Origin of the sequence: Synechococcus sp. CS-1326, from assembly GCF_025128115.1 — a bacterium.
Taxonomy (GTDB): domain Bacteria; phylum Cyanobacteriota; class Cyanobacteriia; order PCC-6307; family Cyanobiaceae; genus Regnicoccus.
In genome coordinates, this window is the sequence record NZ_JAHLYV010000019.1 from 1 (window position 1) to 22944 (window position 22944).

Genomic DNA, 22944 nt, shown 5'->3' on the forward strand with positions numbered 1-22944 from the left:
CAGTGCCAGGTAGGCGGTGGGGAACAGCAGCAGACCGGACCAGCCGACAAAAACGAAGCGGTCACGCTTGAGCCAGTCGTCGAGGACATCGAACCATCCCCGTGTGGCAGGCGCGCGCCCTAGGGCAATCGTCATGGGTGCATAGGCAGGTGGAGAACCCGCTGATCGGTGAAATACCCGGCGATGGTAACAACGTTCGAGCCGGAGTCGAGACTGGCCGAAACGCCCTGACATGGCTTCCCGCGGCTGGGTTTTTAAGTATTTCTTCTCATTTGCTGCCAGCTGATTGCGCGGCCCACGCTCCTGTCTCCGCTGTGGCGCCAGGCCCAGGCAGGCACCACAGAGCTGCGGCGGGAGGGCGAAGATGGCAGAACTCCGCACCTGCCACGCCGCCATGGCTTCGGTCCCTTCCTCGGCTGCCTCGCCTCCCCGCGACCCTTCACTGGTTCTTGATCAGCCGGTGCAGGGTTCACGCCGGCCTTCCAATCTGCTGGTGGCTGCTGTCGTGAGCGCTGGTGGCGCCGGTTTTCTGCTCACCAGCCTCTCCAGCCGCCTGGGGGTCAACCTGCTGCCGATCGGTCACCCCGCCTCCCTCGAATGGGTCCCCCAGGGATTGGTGATGGGGGCTTATGGAGTGGCGGCCCTGCTGCTGGCCACCTATCTGTGGGGTGTGATCGCCATCGATCTGGGTGCCGGCAGCAACCGTTTCGACCAGGGCAGCGGTGTGGCCACGATCAGCCGCCGTGGTTTCCGCCAGCTGATCCGCTTCGATCTCCCACTGCGGGACATCCAGGCGGTGAAAGTGGATATTCGCGACGGCCTCAACCCCCGCCGGCGTCTGGCTCTGCGCCTGCAGGGCCGCCGCGATCTTCCCCTCACCCGGGTGGGCGAACCCCTGCCGCTGGCCGAGCTGGAGCAAAGCGGCGCCGAGCTGGCCCGGTTCCTCAGGGTTCCCCTGGAGGGCGTCTGATCGCGATGGCATTTCCCTTCACCCGCGCCCTTTTGTGGGCGCTGCTGCTGTTGGCGCCGATGGGCCTGACGGCCTGTGCCGCTGATTCAGCCAAGACGGCCGTGGGCTGCAGCAACGCCACGACCCCCTGCCTGAGCGGCAAGGCCCTGGTGGCTCTGCAGACCAGCCGTGGCGAGATCCAGGTTTCTCTGATCGGTGACGCGGCCCCGCTCACCGCCGGTAACTTCGTCGATCTGGTGCGCCGCGGCACTTACAACAACACTGTTTTCCACCGGGTGGTGACGGAGCCCTCCCCCTTCGTGGTTCAGGGTGGCGACCCCCAGAGCGCTGATCCCAAGGTTCCTGCCAGCCTCTATGGCAGTGGTGGATTCATCGATACCAGCACGGGGGCCCCTCGAACCATTCCGCTGGAAATCGGCCTCAAGGGAGAAGCGGACCCCCGCTACGGCGAGGAGCTCCTGGATCCGACCCAGCTCGGCCGTCTGCGGCTGCTCCACGATCGGGGGGCGATCGCGATGGCCCGCTCGGCGGACCCCAATTCCGCCAGCGCGCAGTTCTACATCGCTCTGCGGCCCCTCGTGGAACTGGACGGGCGCTATGCCGTCTTCGGCAGGGTGGTCAAAGGCATGGAGGTGGTCGATCGGATCAAGCAGGGCGATCGGCTGATCAAGGCCGTCCTGCTGGAGGGTGGCACCCTGGTGAAGGCGAAGCCCTGAACGATCAGCGATCCGTCTGAACCGTCAGGCCGGCACCCGCTTGTCAGAAGCGGTGATCTTCAGGAAGGCGGTGTTGACCCCTGAGGCCCGCTCCAGGGCGACCCGGCCGGTGCGCACGATCTCGAGGATGCCGTAGGCCTCGAGGATCTGCTCGATGGCCACAAGCTTGCCGGGGTCCCCCACCACTTCAAGGATCAGGGCGTTGTCGGCCACATCGACCACATTGGCGCGGAACACCTGGACCAGGTCGAGGATCTCCGAGCGCCGCTCCGGCGGTGCCGCCACCTTCAACAGCATCAATTCCCTCTCCACGGCAGGAATGGTGGTGAGATCACTCACGTTCAGCACGTTGACAAGCTTGTTGAGCTGCTTGGTCATCTGCTGAAGCGTGGAGCCGTCGCCTTCCACCACCATCGTCAACCGGGATACCCCCCGGCGCTCGGCGGGTCCGACCGCCAGGCTTTCGATGTTGAAGCCCCGCCTGGCGAACAGACCGGAGATCCGGCTCAGGGCCCCGGATTCGTCTTCGACCAGCACCGAAAGGGTGTGCTTCATGCCCGCAGCGCTTGCCTGCCCCCAAATTACGTGGCCGCCCCCTGACCTCAGCCCGGACCGGCGGGGGTGGGGTCGGGCAGGCGTGCCAGCCAGTCCAGCAAGAGGCCCCCGAACCGCAACGGGGCCTCGTCCTGGAGGCAGTGGCCAACACCCGGCAGCACCACAAGTTCGAGATCGGGTTTGTATCGCTTCAGCTGGCGCGACACTTCGATCGGAACGAGCCGATCGGCATCACCCCACAGCACCAGCAGAGGTTGGCTGAGGCGATCCAGCAGCGCGGCGGCAGTGGCCCCCCGCGGTCGCAGGGCCATGCCGATGCTCATGCCTCTCAGGGCCCAGGCCGCCGTCGGCCTCCGGGCTGGCCAGGCGATCAGCTGATGCAGCTCCCTGTCGCCGATCACCGGCTTGTTGTAAGCCGACTGGATGCCGAGGTTGAGCAGTGGCGTGTGCGCAATCAAGGGCACCAGCAACTCCAGAGGCAACAGACGGCAGAGCAGGGTGATCACCAGCCGTCTGAGCCGCCGTCGCCAGGGAGCACGCCGCCGTTTCACGGTGATCAGCAGGCTGGGATCGGGCAGGGTGGCGGCCGCCACGGCCCGCACCCAGGCGGGGAAGAAGCCGGCGCAGCTGAGCGCCACCAGGCTGCCGAGCGAATGGCCCACCAGGACAGCGGGTGCCTGGACCACCTCTTCCAGGAAGGCCCGGGTCTGGCGGGCCCAGAGCCGGTTGTCGAGGCGCAGGGCCGGTTGGGCCGACCCGCCGAAACCGATCAGATCCAGGCCGTAGACGCACCAGCCGGCCGCCGCCAGGGGCCCCGCCGTGTGGCGCCAGTGACCCGAGCCGCAGGCGAAGCCGTGCAGCAACAGCAGGGGTGGATGGCCTGGATCACCCAGAACCCGCCAGTGGCAGGCCAGCCCCCGCCAGTGCCAGATCGCCTGCCGGCCCCAATCGGCGCCCGTCGTTGCGACAGGCTGGAGCTGGGTCGACAGCAAGGAGTGGAACCGACGCAGGACTCAGACCACTATTGCGAAGCCTCAGCGCGACTGCGGCTCGGAGCTGGCTTCTTTCAGGCCGCTTCGCGGCCGGCAAGGGACCTCGGCGTGCTGCTGGCCGGTCACCTGGCCCTCAACGGCCGGCTGCGGGTGCTGGATCTGATGGCCGGCTGTGGAATCCGTGCCCTTCGCTATGGCCAGGAAAGCGCGGCCACGGCCGTCTGGGCCAATGACGCCGATCCCGACCGCTTGCCCCTGCTGGAGGCGAACCTGGCCCCCCTGCGGCAGGGGGAGATCCCATCGCTGCGGATCACCAGCCTCACCGCCCAGAAGCTCCTGGCCGATTGCCTGGTCCGTGAGGAGCGCTTCGAGCTGATTGATCTCGATGGGTTCGGCTGTCCCACCGCCCTTCTCCCCCTGGCCCTCGAGGCCGTCGGCTTCGGCGGTGTCCTCTACCTGGCCAGCACCGACGGCCGTTCCCCCACCGGCCATGACCGGCCTGCGGCGATCCGGCGGCTGGGGGCGGCGGCCCGGGCCCAGCCATCCAGCTGGGAGCTGGCCCTGCGGCTGCAGTTGGGGGTGATCGCCCGCACCGCCTGGGCCATGGGCCGGGGGGTGGAACCGCTGTTCAGCTTCAGCGAGGGACGCACCTTCCGCACCGCCGTGCGTCTGCAGCGTCGCATCGAGCCCGGCGATGAGGCGCTGCTGGGGATGACGGCCCATTGCCACCGTTGCGGAGACCAGATGGTGCAACCACTGCTGCGCCTGAGGGACTGGCCCTCCTGCTGCGGTCCGGATCGACCCCTGGCGATCAGCGGTCCCCTCTGGATCGGTCCGTTGCAGCATCGACCCAGCCTGGCTGCCCTGGCTGCCCTGGCGGCGGAATCCAGTTTTGCTCCTGCCACGACAAAGCTGCTGGCCAGCCTGATCAGCGATGTGGGCGTCCCCGCCCGTTGCTGGCCCACCGCCGCGATCGGACGACGGCTGGGGGGTGGCCCGCCGGTGCTGGCGGATCTGGTGGAAGCCCTCCGGGCCAGGGGATGGGCCGCCAATGCCAGTGGCGTGATGCCGGCCCAGCTGCGCACCGATGCTCCCTGGTCGCTGGTGCTTGAGGTGGCGGGGGCGCACAATGGAGAGCCCTAGCCGCCACCCGCCATGGCCTCAGAAATCTTCAGCATCGCCGCGATCTTCTGGGTGCTCATCCCCGTTGGCCTGGTGGGTGGCGCCATCCTGCTCAAACTTCAGAACGACTGAAATCCCCTGGGCCCATCGCTCGAAGCAGAGGCCCGCGCAGGCCCCTGCCGCAGCTTTAGGCTCCAGCCGTTGCGCCGGTGATTCATGCAGGTTCTGGTCGTCGGCGCAACGGGAACCCTTGGTCGCCAGATCGCCCGACGCGCCCTCGATCAGGGTCATCAGGTGCGTTGCATGGTGCGCACGCCCCGCAAGGCCGCGTTTCTGCAGGAATGGGGCTGCGAGCTCACCCGTGGCAATTTGCTTGAGCCGGAAAGCCTGCTTTACGCACTGGAAGGCCAGGATGCGGTGATCGACGCGGCCACGGCTCGGGCCACCGACAACGGCAGCATTTACACGATCGACTGGACCGGCAAACTCAACCTGATCAATGCCTGCCTTCAGGCCGGCGTCAAACGTTTTGTGTTCATCTCCCTGCTCGATGCGGAGAAGCACCGCAGCGTTCCGTTGATGGACATCAAGTACTGCACCGAGCAGGCCCTGATCGAATCCGGCCTCGAGTACACGATCCTGCGCTCCGTCGCCTTCATGCAGGGGGTGATCGGTCAGTTCGCCATGCCGGTGCTGGAGAGCCAGACCGTCTGGGTGAGTGGCAGTCCAACCCCGATCGCCTACATGAACACCCAGGACGTGGCCCGCTTCGCGGTCGCCGCCCTGGAGCGTCCAGGCACGATCGACCATGCCTATGCGGTGGTGGGACCGAAGGCCTGGAACACCGGGGAGGTGACCCAGCTCTGCGAGAAATACAGCGGCAAGCCAGCCCGGGTGTTCCGGGTGAGGCCGTTCCTGATCAGGCTGATGCAGGCGTTTGCGGCCTTCTTCGAGCCGGGGGTCAACGTGGCCGAACGGCTGTCCTTCGCCGAGGTCACCGGCGGAGGGGTGAGCCTGGAGGCGCCGATGGAGGAGAGCTATGAAGCCTTCGCCCTCGACCCCGCCAGCACCACCCACCTGGAGGACTATCTGAAGGAGTATTTCGGCACGATCCTGAAGCGGCTGCGGGAGTTGGATGTGGATCTCGCCAAGGACGCCAAGAAGAAACTCCCCTTCTGATCAGTTCAGATGTACTATCCGGTTTGATTGGTTCACTTGTTCGCCTGTCTTTTCTGCTGCCCTGAGCTCCCCCAGCCATGTCCATTGCCCAGATCAAGAACCTGCAGCGCCGGCTCACCAACCTTGAGCAGGAAGCGGTGGCGGAATTGAACCGCTGCTGCGGCCATGAGCTCTGGCTCACCCTTGGTTTCGATGCCTTCGATTCGCTCGAGGATCCGGATCGACGCTCCCGTGCCAACTATTACTACGGTCAGCTGCAAACGGCGCGGGAGCTGCAGCAGGTCATCGGCTGACTCCCAGGCCAGGCCGCCCTACCCGCCGCCGACTCCCTGGCCCCCTTTCCCGCCACCGGCCCGCCCCCCCAGGCCCGGCGAATGAACCGGCCTGCGGAGCAGCAACGCCTTCAGGCGTTCGCTTTCCTCGTTGGTCACCTGGCGCCACTGGCCCGGCTCCAGGCCGGCCAGGTTGAGCGCAGGGCCGCCATCCATCAGGTCGATGGCTGTGCGGATCAGCCGCAGGGTCGGGTAGCCGACGGCGGCCGTCATGCGCCGCACCTGGCGGTTCCTGCCCTCGCGTAAGTCCAGTTGCAGCCAGCTGGTCGGCACCCTCAGCCGATGGCGGATCGGTGGCTGGCGGGGAGCCGTAGCTGGATCGGCCAGCCGTTCGGCCCTTGCCGGCAGGGTTCGTCTCCCCTGCACGGGCAGGCCGGCACGGAGTGCTGCGATCGCCTCAGGAGTGGGAAACCCTTCCACCTGGATCCAGTAGCGGCGCCAGTGGCCCCAGCGGGGGTCGGTGAGGCGCTGCTGCAGGCGTCCGTCACTGGTGAGCAGCAGCAGGCCCTCGCTGTCCGCATCCAGGCGGCCGGCGGCGTACACCCCAGGACTGTCGATGAAATCGGCGAGGGTTCTCCAGCGATCGGCCGTTGCTTCGACCGTGAACTGGCTGAGGACCCCGTAGGGCTTGTGGAAGAGAAGGGTGACCAGGGGAAGGAGTCAGCTGGCGCTGCCGTTCTGGCGTGCTTTCCAGAGGTTGACAACCCCGATCGAGATCAGCAGCAGGCCCAGATCCAGCGACAGAGGCGGAGCGATCAAAGGGGAGGCCAGCAATGTTGAAGCGATCAAAAGCTGGTGGGTGCTGGGGGTGTGACCCTAACCGTCACAGGGGGGGCGAGGCGCCAATTTAAGCTGAATCGATTGTCTGAATCGAGCACCAGCCGCGCATGATCGAAACCTCGGGTGTGATCGAGAAAGAACAGGGCAACGGGTTTTACCTGGTCACCCTCGATCAGCCCTCCGGTCACCAGTGCCTCTGCCGCGCCGCTGGCAAACTCACCAAGTTCCGCATCAAGCTGCTGGCCGGAGACAAGGTGCTGGTCGAGATCAGCCCCTATGACCTCACCCGCGGCAGGATCACCTACCGGGAACGGAACGTCGGCACCGCTGGACCGAGGCCTGGCGGCAACCGCCCCGGAGGCCCCCGACGCCGCTGATCAGCGCGGACGCCTCTCAGCTCGGTTGGCTCAGCTCACCGGAGTCAGCAGCAGAGCGTTGATGGCATCGCGGAATTCGCTCCGCTGCTTGACACCCTTCCATTGCTGCTTGAGTTCCTTGTTGAAAAACAGCTGCACGGTGGGGGTGCCGTTGACACCGGCCTGCACGGCGATCTCCTGCTCGGCGTCGATGTCGATTTCGATGCCGAGGGCGCTGCCGCCCAGTTCGCTGAGCACGCGCTTGAGCTGCGGCTTGAGCACATGGCAGGGACCACAGCTGGGCGAGGTGTAGACCACCAGCAAAGGCTTGTCGCTCTCGTGATAAAGCTTGCGCAGCGCGAACCCCCCTTTCTGCCAGAGGGCGGCGGGATCGAAATTGTCGGCGTCGGACACGGCCGTGGCGGTGGGTTCCCCGGCCGGTTCCGGCTCCACCGCCTCGCGCGCCACGGTGATGGCCAGGTCGTGATGGCTGAGCCAGCGCTCCGCCGCCAGGGCGGCCTGGCAACCGCTGCCGGCTGCCGTGATGCCCTGACGCCACTGGGCGTCGGCCACATCGCCGGCGGCGAACACCCCCTCCAGGCTGGTGTCCGGCTGGCCGGGGCTGGTCACCAGGTAACCCTTGGCATCCACCTCGAGCTGGTCGCCCACCAGACGGGTGTTGGGGGTGTGGCCAATGGCGTAGAACACGCCTCGCACCGGCAGCTCTTCGCTGGAGCCGTCGGTGAGATTTCTCAGGGTGAGGCCACTGAGCCAGTCATCACCGCTGGCGTCGACCAGGGCCCGGTTCCAGTGCACGGTGATGGCGGGATTGGCCAGCACCCGATCGGCCATGGCGGCGCTGGCCCGCAGGGAGTCGCGACGCACGATCAGGTGGACATGGCTGCCGTACTTGGTGAGGTAGACGGCTTCCTCGCAGGCAGAGTCGCCCCCGCCGACCACCGCCAGCTCGGCATTGCGGAACTGGGGCGTGGCGCCGTCGCAGATCGCGCAGGCGCTGATGCCGTGACTCCAGAAGCGCTCCTCCTGGGGCAGGCCCAGGCGGTTGGCGCTGGCACCGGTGGCCAGGATCAGGGCCTGGGTCTGCACCCAGGCCCCTTCGACCCGCACCCGATAGGGGCGAGCCGAGAGGTCGATCGCCTCGGCATCGGCTTCCACCAGCCGGGTGCCCCAGCGCTCCGCCTGGGCCTTCATCCGGTCCATCAGATCGGGGCCGAGGATTCCGTCTGGGAAGCCTGGGTAATTCTCAACGTGGGTGGTGGTCATCAGCTGGCCGCCGGGGATGCCGCCATCCTGAAAACCCGTGATCAGCAGCGGGCTGAGGTTGGCGCGGGCGGCGTAGATGGCGGCGGTGTATCCAGCCGGGCCGGAGCCGACGATCACCAGGTTTTCGATACCGGATGGTTCCGGCAGAGGGTGCTCGGCCGTCATCGCGCTTAAACGGAGAGGGTATGAGTTAACCCTAGATCAGCAAGGGTTCGCCCGGCGGGTGGCAGGTGGGAATCAGGGTTCCCGGATGGCTTTGGGCCAGTGTTGCTTCGGCAGCAGCAGGGCTTCCACCCGCTCGGGTTGGTCGTCGATGCAGAGGATCCATTCGCGGAACTCTTCGGTGAGCGCGAAACTGTCTTCGTAGCGCTCCGCTGCGTCGAGGCTGGCGATTCGCCTTTCCGCCCAGCTCACCTGGGCCGCCAGCAGGCGATGGAGAGACGCATGGGCCATGGTCCTGCTCCGGAGACGTTCAGGCTGGCGAGCGTGTTGATCAGCTGCCTGGTTGTTGCCGGGAACGTTGCATTTTTTTGACAACAGCCCCGTGTCCTGATCCGGGCGGGAGGGGTCAGATCGGTCCGCCCAGGAAACGGGGCAGCTCCGGTCCACGCAGCCGGATCACCGCTCCGACCCCCTCGGCCAGGGCCTGCGGGGGCAGGCTGCGGCCGCCGCCGCCGCCCGCGGCCGAATCCTGCTCGGCGGGGGGCGCGCCTGGCCGGATCCGATACGGCTCAGCCACCGACCAGGTGCGGGCATAGGCCAGCAGGCGCGGATCGGCCGGGGCGAACACGTAGGAGGGCTGGCGGGGAATCGCCTCCAGCTCAGATCGTCCGGCCTCCATCCGAACGGCACGGGTGATCGCCTGAACAAAGCGACTGCGGGTCACCACCGTGGTCAGGTACGCCACCACCCGCAGGCGGGGGGCATCGAATCCCTCGGCGCACATGTCGATGCTGACCAGCCAGTCCGCCTCCCCGTCCCGGAAGCGCTGCAGCCCTGTGGCCGCCTCGGGATCCTGGGAATGCACCAGCACGACCCGATCCCCCTCTTCTTCGAGCAGACCGGTGATCCGCCTGGCATGGGCGATGTCCCGGGCGATCACCAGCCCGCCCGCCAGCGGGTGAGCCTCGGCGCGCAATCGCTCAAGGCGACGGCGGGCCTGCAGCAGCACCCTCAGGGCGATGCTGCTGCTGTCTCCCGGCTGGATGGCTCGTCGCAGGTTTCGGGCTCGCCAGCCCTCCCGCCACTCGGTTGAAAGGGAGGAGCGCTCGGTGTCGCCGAGGCGGCCGTGGTCCACCCAGCCATCCTGGAAGCGGAATTCGAGCGGGCGAACATCGCCGGCCGCGATCAGCTCCCGCGGCTCGACGCTGAGATCGGCGGCAATGTGCTCGATCAGCTCGCCCCCTTCCCATTGCCGGTGGCGCCGGGCGGCGCGGAAGGCCAGGTTGTCGGCACGAAAGGGCGTGCCACTCAGCCCGAGCCGCAGCACGCAGCCCTGGCTCAGCCGCTGGAAGGCCTGTCCCCACACGGCGGCCTCCGGCTCCTCCGGATCGATGCCGAGGTGATGCACTTCATCGGCCACCGCCAGCACCCTGGCCTCGCGGGTCCAGGCCAGCTCCCGCTCGAGCCTGTCGATCTGACGGGCCGCGCCCTGATAGCTGAGCAGCAGCCCGGCGCCGCCGGCGGGATCGGCTGACTGCGCCGGCCAGTCGCTGAGGGTGAGGCCGAGCTGGGCGGCGGCGGAGCGCCACTGGGCCGCAATCGAGCTGCGATGGCAGCAGACCAGCAGGTGTGTGAGTGTCCCCTCCCGGTGCAGTCGCTGAAAGGCGAGCAGGGCGCCGAGGGTCTTGCCGGCCCCGGGACCGGCATGGATCAGCACGTCCTGCCCAGCCGGCCCGCCTTGCTCAAGCCGCCGCCTCAGCAGTTCGATCATGCGCCGCTGCCAGTGCCGCGGCCTGGGGCCCGCCAGGGAGTGCCGCGCCGCCAGGTTGAAGGAAAGGGAGCCCATGGCCATGCGGCAAGGTGGCCATTCTGTGGTTGAAACCGGCCGGAACCGGCTGAGGGGCAGTCCTTGCCTGCCAGGGGGGCTCCCTTTGCCTAGAACTGGATCAGCTGTTCCTGTCCTGGATGCCTGCTCTTTCCGCCCCCGGCCTGCTTGCCGTCACCGGTGCCTCCGGCAAGACCGGCTGGCGGGTGGTGCAGGAGGCCCTCGGTCGGGGATACGAAGTGCGGGCGATCCTGCGGCCCAACTCCACGGTTCCAGCCGGCCTGGAGGGGGCCGAGCTGATTCGCCTCGAACTCAGCGACAAGGCCGCCCTTGAGCGGGCCCTGCAGGGCGCACAGGCCCTTGTGATCGCCACCGGCGCCCGCCCCTCGATCGACCTGAGCGGTCCGCTGCAGGTTGATGCCCTGGCGATGCGGTCCCAGATCGCCGCCTGCCAGGCCGCTGGGGTGCAGCGGGTGGTGCTGGTCAGTTCGCTCTGCAGTGGCCGCTTTTTCCACCCCCTCAACCTGTTCGGCTTGATCCTGCTCTGGAAACGGCTGGGGGAACGCTGGCTCCAGGAGAGCGGTCTGGCCTGGACGGTGGTGCGACCGGGCGGGCTGAAGGAGTCGGAGCTGAACCTGGAGGCCGAAGGCATCCGCTTCAGCGGGCCTGATCAGCAGGAGAGCAACAGCATTCCACGGCGCCTGGTGGCCAGGGTCTGCCTTGATGCCCTGGCCATTCCAGCGGCGACCGGCCGGATCATCGAGATCACCAGCGGCCCGGATCTGGCGCCGATCGGCCTGGAGGAATGGCTGCAGAGCCAACCCCTCGTCGTCGATGCCTGAACCACTCGGGGCAGTGCCTTTTCAGCCGCGGCCGCCCTGGTGGGGGCCCGACCTGCAGACCCTGCGTGACACTCTGCGGGGGCCGCGCTTTCCCGTCGATCAGGCTGAGCCCCTGCCGATCCCGATCGGGCGGGGAGAGCAGTTGCTGGCCCTGGTCGACCGGCCCGCCCAGGCGGCGCCCCTCGGCGTGGTGCTGCTGCTGCATGGCCTGGGCGGCTCCAGCCAGGCGACCGGGGTGCGCCGCCTCGCCCTGGTCCTGCAGGCCCAGGGTTTTGCGGTGTTGCGTCTCAATCTGCGGGGAGCCGGCGCTGGCCGCTCCCTGGCCCCCGGCACCTATGCGGCCCACTGCAACGGCGACCTGTTGCCAGTCCTGCGCCGGGCGCGGCAGCTGGCGGGGGGTCGGCCGCTGTTCGGGGTGGGCTTCTCCCTGGGTGGAACCGTGCTGCTGAATGGGGTGCTCGAGCCAGGCTCGCCGCAGCCCTGGCTTGATGGCCTGGTGGTGATCAGCAGTCCGCTCGATCTGGCCGGCTGCTCGGCGGCGATCGGTCTGCCCCGCAACCGGCTCTACGAGCGCTGGCTGCTGCGCAGCCTGCGTCGCCAGACCCTGGCTGATTCCAGTGGACTCAGCGCCGGGGAGCGACTTGGCCTCAGCCAGGTCCGCAGCATTCGCGATTTCGACACCCTGATCACCGCACCCCGCTGGGGCTTCGCCTCCGTGGACAACTACTACGCCCAGGCCAGTCCACTGCTGAGGCTCCAGGAGCCGGATCCGCCCTTGCCGGCGAGCCTGCTGATCCAGGCGCTCGATGATCCCTGGGTGCCGGCGGCCCCCGCCGTCGCCCTGGCCTCACGGGATCCGGCCCTGCCAGGGCTCGAGGTCGTCCTCTCGGCCGGGGGCGGACATAACGGCTTCCATGCCCCCGGCGGCAGCTGGTCGGATCAGCTCACCCTGCACTGGCTGCGCCAGCAGCTGGATCGGCAGCCCCCCCGAAGGGCGTGCGCCTGAGAATCCAGGCCTCGATCGGATCGCCGCCGATCACATGCTCCCGCACGATTCGCTCGATCCGCTCCGGCGTCACGCCCCCGTACCAGATGCCCTCCGGCCAGATCAGCAGAATCGGACCGCCGCCGCAGATCCGCAGGCAATCGGCCTTGCTGCGCAGCACGATGCCGCCGGTCCGGCTCGGATTCTCCAGGTCGAGCTGGCGCACCAACGTCTTGAGCCGCTCCCAGCTGGCGGCTCCCACGGCCGGATCGCCGCAGAGTGGCTTGCTGGGCGTTGCGCAGAGCAGGAGATGATGGGCAATCGCCATGGTGTTGCTCAGAATAATGCGGCTCAGTGGGGCAGGATCTGGGCTGTGGCGGCCGCCTCATCCACCGCCTGCCGAGCCCAGCCATCGACGGCCAGCACGTCGTCGAGGCCTGGATCGGCCCGCAGGTCGCCTCGGTGGCGATCGCAGACCCGCTCGATCAGCTCTGGAATCGCCAGGAAGGGGATCCGCTCGTTCAGAAAGAGTGCCACCGCCTGCTCGTTGGCGGCATTGAGCACCGCCGGCATCGTGCCGCCGGCGCGACCGGCCGCATAGGCCAGTTGCATGCAGGGGTATTTGGCCCGGTCCGGGGCGCGGAAGCTGAGGCTGCCCACCTCGGTGAGATCGAGCCGCCGCCAGGGGGTTTCGAGACGCTCCGGCCAGCTGAGGCAGTAGAGCAGAGGCAACTTCATGTCGGGCCAGCCCAGTTGGGCCAGCACCGAGGAATCGACCAGCTCCACCATCGAGTGGATGATGCTCTGGGGATGGACGACGATTTCGATCTGGTCGTAATCGAGGCCAAACAGATAGTGGGCCTCGATCACCTCAAGGCCCTTGTTCATCAGGGTGGCTGAATCCACGGTGATCTTGCGCCCCATGCTCCAGTTGGGATGGCTGGTGGCGTCGGCCACGGTGGCTTTGGCCAGATCAGCGGCGGGCCAGTCGCGGAAGGCGCCGCCGGAGGCCGTGAGCTGGATGCGACGCAACCCGGGGGTGGGAATGCCGGTGGACAGGCGGGCGGTGTCGGCCCAGGGGGTGCCCTGCAGGCACTGGAAGATGGCGGAGTGCTCCGAATCGGCCGGCAGCAGCCGGCTGCCGCTGCGCTTCAGCTCCGGCAGCACCACGGGCCCGGCGGCGATCAGGGTTTCCTTGTTGGCCACCGCCAGGTCTTTGCCGGCGCGGATCGCCGCGAGGGTCGGCAGCAGGCCGGCACAACCGACGATTCCCGTTACCACCAGCTCGGCCGTGGGCCAGGCGGCGGCGGCGCAGAGGGCCTCGCTGCCACCGAGCAGTTCAGGCAAGCGGAAGGGCTGGCCAGGCCGGTCGAGGGCGGCGAGGCGGGCCCGCAACTCCGGCAGAAGGGCGGCATCGGCCAGGGCCACCACTTCGGGGGAGTGGCGCTGAATCTGGTCGGTGAGCAGGGCCAGGTTGCGGCCGGCGCTGAGGGCCACCACTTTGAAGCGATCGGGGAACTCGCTGGCCAGTTCCAGGGTCTGGGTGCCGATCGAGCCGGTGGACCCCAGCACGCTGATCGCCTTCACCGCGCTGCTCCGTCGATGGCCGTCAGTCTCCCATCCAGGCCGGGCGCACCTCCCCCGGAGGGTCGGGGCGTCACACTGGATCGATCCGACCGACTGCCGTGCTCTGGCTCAGGCGCTGGAATTTCATCGAGAGAGCCCGGCTGGAGCGGGAGCTCTGGGATGCCTTCGAGCGGGGCGAGAGCATCGAGGAATGCCTGGCGGCCTGTCCGGCCAGTGATCCGTTCCGCCGTGAGGTGTGGCAGACCACGGTCGTGCGCATCCGGCGGATCGAGGCGCTGATGGCCGGCAGCAAAGCCCCGGAGCCCCCTCCCGACTGATCTGACCGACTGAATCTGGTACCTGAATCCTGGCGACTGAACCCGGCGTCCTCCACAGCTCACTTGCGGATCCAGTCGGTGCTGCCGCCGGGCCGGTCGATCAGTTCAATGCCGTCGCGACGCAGCTGATCGCGGATCGCATCGGCTGCGGCATAGTCCCTGCTGCTGCGGGCCGCAAGCCGCTGGGCGATCAGGGCCGAGATCTCCGTCTCCGCCGGGCCGGGGGCGGCGACAGCCGAAGATTCCGCAGGGCTGAGCGGCTCGGACTGGAGGCCCAGCACCCCGGCCAGGCTGATCAGCAGCTGCCAGCGGCTCTGGAGATCGGCGACGCTGGGGCCCGGCGGATCGGCCTGAAGAGGATCCTCCCCCCGTTCGAGCCGGTTCGAGAGGGCGCGCAGCGGCCTGGCCAGCTGGAACAGCACCGCCAGGGCGGCCGAGCTGTTGAGGTCGTCGTCCATGGCGCTGATGAACGCCTCCTGAAGCTCGGAGGGATCCCAGGCCATGGACTGCTGCTGATCCCGCTGGGGCAGAGGCCCGGCAGCCACCGAAAAACCGAGCCGATCCCCGAAGCGCACCCCGAGGTCGAGGGCGGCGTTAAGACCGCTCCAGCCGGCGGCAGCGGCTTCCAGGGCGGCATCGCTGAAATCGAGCGGTTTGCGGTAATGCGCCTGCAGCACGAACAGCCGCAGGGTCATCGGTGAAACGCCCCGCTCCAGCAGAGCGCGGATCGTGGTGAAGTTGCCGAGCGATTTCGACATCTTCTCGCCCTCCACGTTCACCATGCCGTTGTGCAGCCAGAAGCGGGCCAGGGGTTTGCCGGTGGCCGCCTCCGACTGGGCGATCTCGTTCTCGTGGTGCGGAAAGATCAGGTCGGCGCCACCGAGGTGGATGTCGATCGAGTCACCGAGTTCCTGGCGAACCATCGCCGAGCATTCGATGTGCCACCCCGGCCGGCCCGGACCCCAGGGGGAGGGGAAGCTGGGCTCCCCCGGTTTGGCTCCTTTCCAGAGGGCGAAATCGAAGGGGTGGTGCTTGCGGCTTTCCTCGCCGTCATCGAGCCGGCCACTGGCTCCATCCTGCTGCTCATCGAGGTTGCGGCCACTGAGTTTGCCGTAGTCGGCCCGCTTCAGCACGGCGAAGTACACGTCACCGTCGGCGGAGTAAGCGGCCCCTTTGGCTTCAAGTTCCCCGATCAGTGAGCGGATGCCGTCCAGGCAGCAGGTGGCCCTGGGCAGGCGGTCCGGCGGCAGGATTCCCAGGGAGGCCATGTCGGCCTGGAAGGCGGCGATGTTGCGTTCGCTCACCTCCTGCATCGAAGTGCCCTCGGCGGCGGCCCGCTGCAGGATCTTGTCGTCGATGTCCGTGACGTTCTGGACGAAGGTGACCGCGAATCCCCGCCAGCTGAGATAACGCCGCAGGACATCCCAGACGATGTAGCTGCGGGCGTGGCCGAGATGGCACAGGTCGTAGACGGTGACGCCGCAGCAGTAGATCGACACCTGACCGGGCACCAGCGGCTCAAAGGTCTCGGTGCGGCGCGTGAGCGTGTTGGTGAACCGCAGGGTCAAGGGGGGCGGATGTGTCCGTTCGGGCACCGTAGGGCCTGGCCTTTGCCGGTACCTAGGATCCGGCCCTCCCTGCAGGGCCGCCGATTGCCGAAAGCCTTCACCGTTCTGTGGGCAGGTCAGCTGGTCTCCAACTTCGGAACCCAGACGAGCCTCTATGCGCTTGGTCTGTGGTTGTTCCAGCGGGATGGCCAGCTCGCCAGTTTCACGACGGTGGCGATCGTGATCCTGCTGGCCAAGCTGCTGGCGTTGCCTCTGCTCGGTCGCCGGCTGGCCGGCTGGCCCCGTCGCCGCGTCATGCTCCTCGCCAACGGCCTGGGTGGAACCGTCACCCTGTTGCTGGCGATTGCTCTCTACCGCCAGGCGGCTCCCCTCAGCCTGATCCTGGCTCTGCTGTCTGTCGCTGCCGTCGCGGAAGCGACGCTGGTGCTCTGCTTCGCGAGCCTGATCCCGCAGATGGTTCCGATCGAGCAGCTGGGCAGGGCCAACGGCCTGTTCGCCAGCGGTGACGGACTGGTGATGGCAGCGGCCCCCTTGCTGGGAGCAGTGCTGGTGGGGGTCGGCGGTCTGGCGGGGGCCCTGGCCCTTGACGGTGGAACCTGTCTTGTGGCGCTGGCCTGTGTGGGTCTGGTCCGGTGGCCGAGGGCTGCACTGGCCCCCCTGCAGCCGCGCCAGACCTGGGTGCCTGGTCTGCGGGCCGGAGTGTCGGAGCTCTGGGCCAACCCCCTGACCCGCCCGCTGCTGCTGCTGGGCACCACGGTGTCGTTCGCGATGGCGGCCTGCGAAATCCTCTTTCCCGCCTGGGTGCTCACCGCCAGTGGTGCCACCCGCCTAGGGGTCGCCCTGCTGGTCGGGGCGGGAGGGTTTGGGCTGGGGGTGCTCGGCTGGCGAAGGGTGGAGCGCCGGCACTGGGCGTCGGCGCTGCTTTCAGGCCTGGCCTTCCAGAGTGTGATCCTGATCGGGGCTGGCCTGGTGGTGTTCGAAAGGCTGCCCGTGCTCTGGTTCTTCGGCCTTGCCGTCTTTCATGTGTGCCTGCCGATCAATGGTGCGGCCCTGCAGTGCCTCTGGCAGGCGGTGATCCCGGTTGAACAGCAGCCACGCCTGTTTGCGGCGCGCTTTGCGATGGAGTGGAGCGCACGACTCGCGGCATTCACCAGCAGTGCCCTGCTGGTCGATCGCTTTCTCCAGCCGGCGATGACCTGGACCTTCTGGCCCGGCTGGATCCGGGAGACGGTGGGGTCCTCGGCCGGCAGACCGATGGCGATCGGCCTGTTGGGGGTCGGTTGGTTGCTGCTGGTGGTTCTTGTCTGGCAGTCGGAACATATCAAGCGGCAGGGACGCCTTGCTGTAACGCTTTTCTGATGCGCGTTCTGATCCTCACCTCCCGGGCAGGCACGGCTCATCAGAATGCGGCGAATGCCCTGGTTTCCTGGTTTGGCATTCAGGTGCCCCACGTGGATGTGACGGTGCTCTTCCATGAAGACACCTGTGCTTATAACAGTGATGCCACAAATCTCTATAACTGGATTCAGAAGAAGGCGCCCTGGCTTCATAAGATCTACTGGCGAATTCTCGAAACGGAAGACTTCACCAAGCCCGGCACCGTTCTGATCGGCCGCGGCCATTTCGTGGAGGTGCTGCGTCGCTGCCTGCCCGATCTGCTGATCTCCACCCATCCCCACACGAACAGGGGCCATTTCGATCTGGCCAAGCGGGTCGTCGGTCCCCAGCTGCGCTGCATCGTCTGCTGCACAGAAGTGGATGGGGGCTTCGGCTTCACCCGCAACTGGGTGACCCGAACGGCCGACGGCTTCTGGGCCATCACCGAGCCTGTGGCGGCTGAGCTGCGGAAACGACTGTTTCCTGAGCAGCGCATTGCGGTGCTGGGCCCCCTGCTCCAGCAGCCCTTCCACGCCGGGGGGGCGGCACCGCTCACCCTTCCTGGCCTGCCGCTGCTGGTGCTGGGCTCAGGTGCCAACGGTTCCGGCAACCATCTGGATCTGCTGGAGCAGCTGCTTCCCTGGGGAGGTCAGCTGGAGGTGGTGGCCCTGTGCGGACACCGAAAAGACCTTCAGAATGCTGTCCAGCACTGGGCTGAGTCCCACCCCGGCCTGGCGGTCACCGCCCTTGATTTCCAGGGACCTGAGGCGATGGCGGCCCTCTATCGGCGCTGCTGGGCGATGGTGAGTCGGCCAGGGGCCCGCACCGCCACCGAAGCCCTCTTGCTGGGCTGTCCCCTGATCTTTCATCACCTGGGCGGGTGCATGCCCCAGGAGCTTCTGGCCCTGCGGTACTTCCGAGAGCGAGGGCTCGCCACGTCCATCCAGCGGGCCTGTGATCTCGCTGCCGTGGTTGGGGGCTGGCTGGCCGACCCCGCCCGCTATCAGCTGTTGCGGCTCCGCTACCGGCAGTGCGCCCTCCAGGCCGATCCTGAGAGGGTCATGAAATACTTATTGCATGGTTAAGGGTCTTTCTGCACTTCAGCTGGCCCTGCTGGCCCAGAAGGCCCACGACCAGCGTCAGCTGCTCCAGGCCGAACCGATCGCCGTGGTCGGGATGGGCTGCCGGTTCCCCGCTGGCGAAGGCAAGCCCAATCTCGACAGTCCTGAAGCCTTCTGGTCGTTTCTCTGTGAGGGGGGAGACGGGCTGAGTGAGGTTCCCCCCAGCCGCTGGCCGATCGAGGATTTCTTTGACTCCAGCCCGGGTCGGCCCGGGAAGATGCATTTCCGCCGAGGTGGCTTTCTGGCGGATGTCGACCAGTTCGAGCCCGCCGGTTTCGGCGTCTCCCCCCGGGAGGCCCAGGCGATGGACCCCCAGCAGCGGCTCATCCTCGAAGTGGCCCAGGAAGCCCTGGAAACGGCTGCCATCGCCACCGATCGGTTGAAGGGCACGGCCGCGGGGGTGTTCATGGGCATCTGCACCAACGATTACGCCTGGCGCCAGCTGCGCAGCGAAGTCGGTGACGAGCGCTTCGACCTCTATTTCGCCTCCGGCTCCAGCCTGAGCATGGCGCCGGGCCGGCTCTCCTATCTGTTGGGCCTGACCGGACCCTCTCTGGCGGTGGACACCGCCTGCTCCTCCTCCCTGGTGACGGTGGACCTGGCCTGCCGTTCCCTGCGGGATCGCGGCTGCGACCTGGCCCTCGCCGGTGGCGTCAGCCTGATCCTCTCGCCGGTGAACAGCCTCTGCCTGGCCAAGAGCGGAATGATGGCGGCCGATGGCCGCTGCAAATCCTTTGATGCGGCCGCCGATGGCTACGTGCGCAGCGAGGGCTGTGGGGTGGTGGTGCTGAAGCGGCTGGCCGATGCGATGGCGGCCGGCGATCCGATCTGGGCGGTGCTGCGGGGCAGTGGGGTGAACCAGGACGGCGCCACGGCCGGGCTCACCGTCCCCAGTGGTGAGGCCCAGGCTGCCCTGATGCGTCAGACCCTGGCCCTGGCTCAGCTGGAGGGGGATCAGATCGATGTGCTGGAGGCCCATGGCACCGGCACCGCCCTGGGCGATCCGATCGAGCTCAAGGCCCTCGCCCCGATCTATGCCAGTCCGGATCGCGATGCTCCGCTGCTGCTGGGCTCGGTGAAAACGAACATCGGCCACCTGGAGGGGGCCTCCGGAATCGCCGGGTTGATCAAGGGGATCCTGATGGTTCAGAAGGGGCTGGTGCCGCCCCACCTGCACCTGCGCCGACCCACCCCACTCATGGACTGGGATCAGTGGGCGCTTCGGCTGCCTGAGGTCCTCGAACCCTGGCCCCGTCAGGGCGGTCTGCGCCGGGCGGCGGTCAGTTCGTTCGGCTGGAGCGGCACCAACGCCCATGTGATCGTCGAACAGGCCCCGACTGAGTTGATCCCAGCCCCCGCCGATTCCCCCGCGGCTGACGACTGGTTGCTGCTCTCCGCCTCGACGGAGTCCAGCCTTCAGAAGCTGGTGGAGCGTTTTGTGCGCTGGTTGCCCGGAGTGGCTCAGGCCAACTGGCAGGCCGTCTGTGCCACCAGTCGGGAGGGCCGCCGCAGCCTGCGTTGGCGGCTGGCCCTCAAGGCGGCGACACCGATCGCGGCGGCGGCCGACCTTGCGGGCTGGCTGGATGGGGAAGAGGTGCCAGCGCTGCTCTGGGGTGAGGCGCCTGCTTCCCCGCCCCGCCTGGCCTGGGATCTTGTCGGATCTGCCTCGCCCGGTGCCGCTGGCTGGGTGGCGGACTGGCTGCGGCTCGGCGTCGAACCCGGCGCGGTGGTTCATGGGGCTGATTCGCTTGATCTGGCCACCACGCTCGCGGTGTTGCCGTCCCGGCCTCGCCTGGTGGAAGCCGGCGCCGCCAGCGAGGAACTCGCGGCCCATGGCTATGGCCTGCGATTTCCGCTCGAGGCTCCAGGGATCAGCCGCGCGGTTGAACTCTGGCTGGCCGGCTGCCAGCTCGATTGGCGTCCGCTCTCCCCCGCCAGGCTCTGGCCCCGTCAGGTGCTTCCCACCGTTCCGTTCGAGCGGGGAACGTTCTGGATCGAGGAGCATGATCGGATTCACGCCAAAGCGGCTTTCCAGCTCGACCGTTGGCGGAGCTGGACAGCGCTGGAGACGCTCGAACCAGCTGTTACAGGTTCCGCCCCCCTGGTGTTGCTCGGGGGAACGGCGGCGATCGGCCTGAGCCTGGCGGAGCGCCTCGGCAACGGGGCCTGCTGGCTGCCCGATCTCGACGGCCTCGATGCCTGGCTGGATGAACCACAGACGAGTGAGGCAGCCGCCCGCAGCCGCCCTTCGCTCGTGCTGCTGACAGCTCTCCGGCCGCCGGCGGCCGAAGCCCTGGCCGGGCAGCCCTTCTGGCAGGAATGGCTCCCGCTGCTCCGGGGCCTGCTGGAGCGAAGCGCCTGCCTTGAAACCGTTCACTGGGCCCTGAGCGGCTCAGACGAGGCCGGTGGTGAGGCCCTGGCAGCTCTCGCCCGCTGCTGGATCCGGGAAGCCGGACCCCAGGGCGGCGCCCTTTTGTGGTGCGATCCCGCCGGAGCCGATCTGGTGGACCTGCTGCTGACCGGGCCCGCCTTGGCCACGCTTGAAGAACGACGGCTGCAGGCCGGCGCGGTGGAACGGGTGTCGCTGGATCCGGCGCCGGCCGATTTGTTCGTGGCCCCTGGCCCGGCCCTGCGGGCCGCGGCCACCGTGCTGATCAGCGGTGGGCTGGGGGCCCTGGGTCTGGCCACGGCCCGCTGGCTGGTCGCCGCAGGCAGCCGCCAGCTTGTGCTGCTGGCCCGGCGGCCGGCCAATCCCGCCCAGCTGGCCGTGATCGCCGAACTCGAAGCTCTTGGAGCCCGCGTGGCGGTGGAAAACGTGGACGTGGCCGATGGCGCTGGCCTCGAGGCCGTTTTTGCCCGCATCGCCGCCAGTGGCCTGCCGCTGCAGGGAATCATCCATGCCGCCGGCGTGCTGGACGATGGCCTGCTGATCAATCAGACCCCCGAGCGATGCGCCGCCGTTGCCGCCGTCAAGGTGTTGGGTGCTCAGCACCTTGACCGGCTGAGCCGGGGCCTGCCGCTTGATTTCTTCCTCTGCTATTCCTCCGTGGCCGGCCTGCTGGGCTCGCCGGGCCAGGCGGCCTACGGTGCCGCCAATGGAGCTCTCGATGGCCTGATGGCCGAGCGGCGCGCCGAGGGCTGGCCCGCCCTCAGCATCAACTGGGGTCCCTGGGCCGGAGAGGGAATGGCCGCGGGAACGGCCGATTTCCTGCGCAAGATCAAGCCCGACCAGGCCCTCGCCAGCCTGGAGCGCTGGATGGGCAGCAGCGAGGCCAGGGCAGTGGTCGTGGAGCTAGAGGAGCAGGCCCATGATCGTTTCGTGCCCCGGTTCCGGGCCCTCACCCAGGAGCTCACCGTGATCCGGGAGCTGGAGGGGAATCTGGAAGGGGCGACGGCCGAAGCCGCCATGCTCGGCTGCCTGGCCGATGTGCTCGCCGAGCTGGGCGGCTACGACCACGCCGATCTTCAGGCCGGCACCGACCTCCAGCTGCTCGGCATGGATTCGATGATGGCGGTGGAGCTGGCCACGGCGGTCCAGGCCGGCCTGGGGGTGAGCCTGGGTCTCGGAGCGATGGCGGGGGATCCCACTCTGGGGAGCCTGGCCGGCCACCTGCTCCTGCTGATCGGAGGGGGCAGTCCGTCCGTCAACGGCGTCGCTGCGGACACCGACCTGGCCGCCGAAGCCGTGTTGCCGGCCGACTGGCACTGGCCGTTCAACCCCCCGGCCCCTGGTCTGGACGACCCAGGGCAGGACGGCCCCGGCCGGGCGGTGCTGGTGACCGGGGCCACTGGCTTTCTGGGGGCCCATCTGCTGGCCGACCAACTGAAGCGCTGGCCCGATCTCAGGATCCATTGCCTGGCCCGCGCCGATTCCGACCATGGCGCCTGGGAGAGGGTGCAGGCCAATCTGCGCAGCTATGGGCTGTGGCGGGAGGCCGATGCTGAGCGAATCGTCGGGGTCGCCGGTGACCTCGCCAGGCCTCGTTTCGGCCTGGAGGCCGCTGGCTTCAACGCCCTGGCCGCCCAACTGGACGGCATCCTCCACAACGGTGCCCAGCTCAGCTACACCCTCCCCTACAGCCAGCTTCGGGCCGCCAATGTGGGGGGAACCCTGGAAGTGCTGCGCCTGGCGGTGGCGGGACCCCGCCCCCTGCCGGTGCAGTTCATCTCCAGCACCGCAGTGGCCGAGGCGGCCGCCTACCGCGATCAGGAGATCCTCGAATCCGATGACCTCAGCGAATGGCGGGGGATTGTGCTCGGCTACTCCCAGACCAAGTGGGTCAGTGAGCGCCTGATGCTGGCCGCCGCCGCCAGGGGCCTGCCGGTCACGGTGTACCGGCCTCCCCTGATCGGCGGTCACTCCCGCACGGGTGCCTGGAATGCCGACGACTACATCCACCGCCTGGTGCGGGGTTGCCTGGAGCTGGGCCAGACCCTCGACGTGATGACGGAGCTGGATCTGGTGCCGGTCGACTATGTGAGTGACGCCGTCGGCGTTCTGGCCTGGAAGCCTGAGCATGCCGGGGCGGTGTTCCACCTCAACCACCCCCGGCCGGTGCTGTGGAGCGACCTGCTGAAGGGTTTCAGTGATCAGAGCCCCAAGGCTGTTCCCTTGCAGGACTGGCTGGAGGAATTGTCAAAGCAGCCCACCAATCCGCTCTACCCCCTGATTCCCTTCTTTTCGCAGCGCTGGGGGAGCGAACAACTCACCTATTCCCAGTTGTTGATGCCGGGCCTGCGCTCCAGGCCCAGTTGCGAGCGCACCGAGGCCGTGCTCCAGGCGCTCGGGGTGGTCTGCCCCAGTCGCGAGGAGCTGATCGAGCGGTATGCCGGCCTGTTTCTGAGGGCCCTTTCCGGCCATCCCGGTTAGAGAT

Annotated in this window: 22 protein-coding genes and 1 pseudogene; 13 read left to right on the forward strand and 10 right to left on the reverse strand. The window is 68.0% G+C overall.

The features are described from left to right. A pseudogene (locus KQ307_RS06640) lies at positions 1 to 135 on the reverse strand (photosystem II D2 protein (photosystem q(a) protein)); the annotation flags it as partial. A gap of 259 nt (positions 136 to 394) precedes the next feature. Here KQ307_RS06640 and KQ307_RS06645 point away from each other — a divergent pair. Continuing rightward, on the forward strand, positions 395 to 970 hold the full coding sequence (locus tag KQ307_RS06645; protein ID WP_259727389.1) for a photosystem I assembly protein Ycf4: 576 nt from the start codon (positions 395 to 397) through the stop codon (positions 968 to 970). A gap of 5 nt (positions 971 to 975) precedes the next feature. Next, positions 976 to 1686, forward strand: coding sequence for a peptidylprolyl isomerase (locus KQ307_RS06650; RefSeq protein ID WP_259727390.1), 711 nt, complete (start codon positions 976 to 978; stop codon positions 1684 to 1686). Positions 1687 to 1710: 24 nt separating this feature from the next. On the opposite strand, the gene ilvN is transcribed toward KQ307_RS06650, so the two are convergent. Both ilvN and KQ307_RS06660 read right to left on the reverse strand, forming a co-directional pair. Then, on the reverse strand, positions 1711 to 2241 hold the full coding sequence (ilvN, locus tag KQ307_RS06655; RefSeq protein ID WP_259701128.1) for an acetolactate synthase small subunit: 531 nt from the start codon (positions 2239 to 2241) through the stop codon (positions 1711 to 1713). 47 nt (positions 2242 to 2288) lie between these two features. After that, the gene (locus KQ307_RS06660) at positions 2289 to 3233 is read right to left on the reverse strand and encodes an alpha/beta fold hydrolase (RefSeq protein WP_259701129.1); all 945 of its coding nucleotides are present in this window, start codon (positions 3231 to 3233) and stop codon (positions 2289 to 2291) included. A gap of 3 nt (positions 3234 to 3236) precedes the next feature. Here KQ307_RS06660 and KQ307_RS06665 point away from each other — a divergent pair, with 3 nt between their 5' ends. The 4 genes from KQ307_RS06665 (at position 3237) to KQ307_RS06680 (ending at position 5827) form a co-directional block, all read left to right on the forward strand. Continuing rightward, a complete protein-coding gene (locus tag KQ307_RS06665; protein WP_259727391.1) occupies positions 3237 to 4376 on the forward strand; it encodes a N2,N2-dimethylguanosine tRNA methyltransferase in 1140 nt (379 codons plus the stop codon). A 12-nt stretch (positions 4377 to 4388) separates the two neighbouring features. After that, positions 4389 to 4487 carry a cytochrome b6-f complex subunit PetM gene (gene petM / locus KQ307_RS06670; RefSeq protein ID WP_259701131.1) on the forward strand — a complete coding sequence of 33 codons (99 nt, stop codon included), beginning with the start codon at positions 4389 to 4391 and terminating at the stop codon, positions 4485 to 4487. Positions 4488 to 4571: 84 nt separating this feature from the next. After that, positions 4572 to 5534, forward strand: coding sequence for an NAD(P)H-binding protein (locus KQ307_RS06675; protein ID WP_259701132.1), 963 nt, complete (start codon positions 4572 to 4574; stop codon positions 5532 to 5534). A gap of 77 nt (positions 5535 to 5611) precedes the next feature. Further along, positions 5612 to 5827, forward strand: coding sequence for a hypothetical protein (locus KQ307_RS06680; protein ID WP_259701133.1), 216 nt, complete (start codon positions 5612 to 5614; stop codon positions 5825 to 5827). An 18-nt stretch (positions 5828 to 5845) separates the two neighbouring features. Here the strand turns inward: KQ307_RS06680 and KQ307_RS06685 are convergent, their stop codons facing one another. Further along, positions 5846 to 6517, reverse strand: coding sequence for a pseudouridine synthase (locus tag KQ307_RS06685; protein WP_259727410.1), 672 nt, complete (start codon positions 6515 to 6517; stop codon positions 5846 to 5848). A gap of 236 nt (positions 6518 to 6753) precedes the next feature. Between KQ307_RS06685 and infA the strand changes: the two genes are divergently transcribed. Next, positions 6754 to 7023 carry a translation initiation factor IF-1 gene (gene infA, locus KQ307_RS06690; RefSeq protein WP_259701134.1) on the forward strand — a complete coding sequence of 90 codons (270 nt, stop codon included), beginning with the start codon at positions 6754 to 6756 and terminating at the stop codon, positions 7021 to 7023. A 30-nt stretch (positions 7024 to 7053) separates the two neighbouring features. Here infA and trxB read toward each other — a convergent pair whose 3' ends face one another. The 3 genes from trxB to KQ307_RS06705 form a co-directional block, all read right to left on the reverse strand. After that, a complete protein-coding gene (gene trxB, locus KQ307_RS06695) occupies positions 7054 to 8451 on the reverse strand; it encodes a thioredoxin-disulfide reductase (protein ID WP_259701135.1) in 1398 nt (465 codons plus the stop codon). Between the two features lie 72 nt (positions 8452 to 8523). Continuing rightward, the gene (locus tag KQ307_RS06700; protein ID WP_259727392.1) at positions 8524 to 8739 is read right to left on the reverse strand and encodes a hypothetical protein; all 216 of its coding nucleotides are present in this window, start codon (positions 8737 to 8739) and stop codon (positions 8524 to 8526) included. A gap of 115 nt (positions 8740 to 8854) precedes the next feature. After that, positions 8855 to 10294 carry a DEAD/DEAH box helicase gene (locus KQ307_RS06705; RefSeq protein ID WP_259701137.1) on the reverse strand — a complete coding sequence of 480 codons (1440 nt, stop codon included), beginning with the start codon at positions 10292 to 10294 and terminating at the stop codon, positions 8855 to 8857. 119 nt (positions 10295 to 10413) lie between these two features. Between KQ307_RS06705 and KQ307_RS06710 the strand changes: the two genes are divergently transcribed. Continuing rightward, positions 10414 to 11115, forward strand: a complete 702-nt coding sequence (locus KQ307_RS06710) for an SDR family oxidoreductase (RefSeq protein WP_259727393.1) — start codon at positions 10414 to 10416, stop codon at positions 11113 to 11115. Next, entirely contained in the window at positions 11108 to 12121 is a 1014-nt protein-coding gene (locus tag KQ307_RS06715; protein WP_259727394.1) for a YheT family hydrolase, read from the forward strand. The genes KQ307_RS06710 and KQ307_RS06715 overlap by 8 nt, the downstream gene beginning before the upstream one ends. On the opposite strand, the gene KQ307_RS06720 is transcribed toward KQ307_RS06715, so the two are convergent. Both KQ307_RS06720 and KQ307_RS06725 read right to left on the reverse strand, forming a co-directional pair. Next, entirely contained in the window at positions 12060 to 12428 is a 369-nt protein-coding gene (locus KQ307_RS06720; protein WP_259701140.1) for a ferredoxin, read from the reverse strand. The genes KQ307_RS06715 and KQ307_RS06720 overlap by 62 nt on opposite strands. Before the next feature lie 23 nt (positions 12429 to 12451). Next, positions 12452 to 13687: a 1-deoxy-D-xylulose-5-phosphate reductoisomerase gene (locus KQ307_RS06725; protein WP_259701141.1), complete on the reverse strand. Its 1236-nt coding sequence runs from the start codon at positions 13685 to 13687 to the stop codon at positions 12452 to 12454. A gap of 98 nt (positions 13688 to 13785) precedes the next feature. Here KQ307_RS06725 and KQ307_RS06730 point away from each other — a divergent pair, with 98 nt between their 5' ends. After that, on the forward strand, positions 13786 to 14004 hold the full coding sequence (locus KQ307_RS06730; protein WP_259701142.1) for a hypothetical protein: 219 nt from the start codon (positions 13786 to 13788) through the stop codon (positions 14002 to 14004). A 59-nt stretch (positions 14005 to 14063) separates the two neighbouring features. Here KQ307_RS06730 and cysS read toward each other — a convergent pair whose 3' ends face one another. After that, positions 14064 to 15572 (reverse strand): cysteine--tRNA ligase, encoded by a 1509-nt coding sequence (gene cysS, locus KQ307_RS06735; protein WP_259727395.1) that lies wholly within the window; start codon positions 15570 to 15572, stop codon positions 14064 to 14066. An 84-nt stretch (positions 15573 to 15656) separates the two neighbouring features. Here cysS and KQ307_RS06740 point away from each other — a divergent pair, with 84 nt between their 5' ends. Genes KQ307_RS06740 through KQ307_RS06750 form a run of 3 tightly spaced genes read left to right on the forward strand, consistent with a single transcriptional unit; the run spans position 15657 to position 22940 of the window. Beyond that, entirely contained in the window at positions 15657 to 16931 is a 1275-nt protein-coding gene (locus KQ307_RS06740; RefSeq protein ID WP_259727396.1) for an MFS transporter, read from the forward strand. Continuing rightward, on the forward strand, positions 16931 to 18034 hold the full coding sequence (locus tag KQ307_RS06745; RefSeq protein WP_259727397.1) for a glycosyltransferase: 1104 nt from the start codon (positions 16931 to 16933) through the stop codon (positions 18032 to 18034). The genes KQ307_RS06740 and KQ307_RS06745 overlap by 1 nt, the downstream gene beginning before the upstream one ends. Further along, entirely contained in the window at positions 18027 to 22940 is a 4914-nt protein-coding gene (locus tag KQ307_RS06750; RefSeq protein WP_259727398.1) for a thioester reductase domain-containing protein, read from the forward strand. The genes KQ307_RS06745 and KQ307_RS06750 overlap by 8 nt, the downstream gene beginning before the upstream one ends. The last annotated feature ends 4 nt before the right edge of the window (positions 22941 to 22944 follow it).